Annotated in this window: 1 pseudogene; it reads right to left on the reverse strand. The window is 63.8% G+C overall.

Going from position 1 to position 218, the window contains the following annotated elements:
• Window positions 1-218, reverse strand: a pseudogene (locus tag ACZYYX_RS29505) (hypothetical protein); the annotation flags it as partial.

Below are 218 nucleotides of genomic sequence, written 5' to 3' on the forward strand. Positions count from 1 at the left end.
TCAAGCTGAGCGCTTCAGGTGAGTACTCAGTTCGACGATGTCGATGCTGAGTCCTCCTTCGATGACGCTGTAGCGGCGTCGTGTCGGTGGTCCGGGTAGTGGTGGCGCGGTGGAGTGGTAGACCGCGCCGGTAGGGGTGGTGTAGTCGGCGCTGTGGTGGCCGTCGGTGTTGGTGGTGGTGACGTGCCAGCCGGGTGCTTCCTTGGCGTAGTTGCAGG

The organism is Mycobacterium sp. IDUB_1, from assembly GCF_055419625.1.